Origin of the sequence: Bacillus sp. AF62 (assembly GCF_050312695.1) — a bacterium.
In the GTDB taxonomy this organism is placed as follows: domain Bacteria; phylum Bacillota; class Bacilli; order Bacillales; family Bacillaceae_G; genus Bacillus_A; species Bacillus_A cereus.
This window is the reverse complement of sequence record NZ_JBNPJZ010000241.1, coordinates 1-501: the sequence shown is the minus strand read 5'-3', so window position 1 is coordinate 501 and position 501 is coordinate 1. Positions and strand designations below refer to the sequence as shown.

The following is a 501-nucleotide window of genomic DNA, read 5'->3' as shown; positions in this document are numbered from 1 at the left end:
CCTTTTACTACGGTTGTGATGGATACAATGAGCATCCAACAAAACAGGAGCCAAAAGGCCCATTTCCCAATTAAGCGCCCTTTATAAGAAGGAAGCTTTGTGGCTTTCCTTGCCTTCCCTTGTTTACTTTCAAATGTTTTTGCAAACCACTGTTTCACCTTTTGAAACATATTCATCCCCCCTTCAATTTCGGTACTGGCGTAAAGATCGTTCGTAGCAATCACAAGCGAATGAAGCCATACCAACCGCGGTTGATTCATCTTTTATTTCATTTCGTGCATAATTGATAAAATTATTGAGTTTGGTTTGACTGCCTGTAATATATGGGAATCTAGCATGAACCACATACCGTTTACCTGTATCCCGCCCTACTTCAAAGGACGCCCCATCTGTAGCCCGAAACGCCCTTACAAACTCTAAACCTTCCAATTCGTCCATCATGCACTCTCCTTTTCTCTTAAAACTGTAAGAAACTTGTTTGCCTTTTCTTTAAACATCCAC

1 protein-coding gene and 1 pseudogene are annotated in these 501 nt (G+C 41.1%); both read right to left on the bottom strand.

Annotated features, from left to right (window positions below; genetic code table 11):
• Positions 1–176, bottom strand: a pseudogene (locus ACQRBL_RS32550) (conjugal transfer protein); the annotation flags it as partial.
• A gap of 7 nt (positions 177–183) precedes the next feature.
• Positions 184–441, bottom strand: a complete 258-nt coding sequence (locus ACQRBL_RS32545; RefSeq protein ID WP_411996698.1) for a hypothetical protein — start codon at positions 439–441, stop codon at positions 184–186.
• Positions 442–501 lie beyond the last annotated feature (60 nt).

Excerpts from the sequence above, each read along its gene's own strand:
- ACQRBL_RS32545 (WP_411996698.1), bottom strand. The coding sequence starts at position 441 with ATGATGGACGAATTGGAAGGTTTAGAGTTTGTAAGGGCGTTTCGGGCT.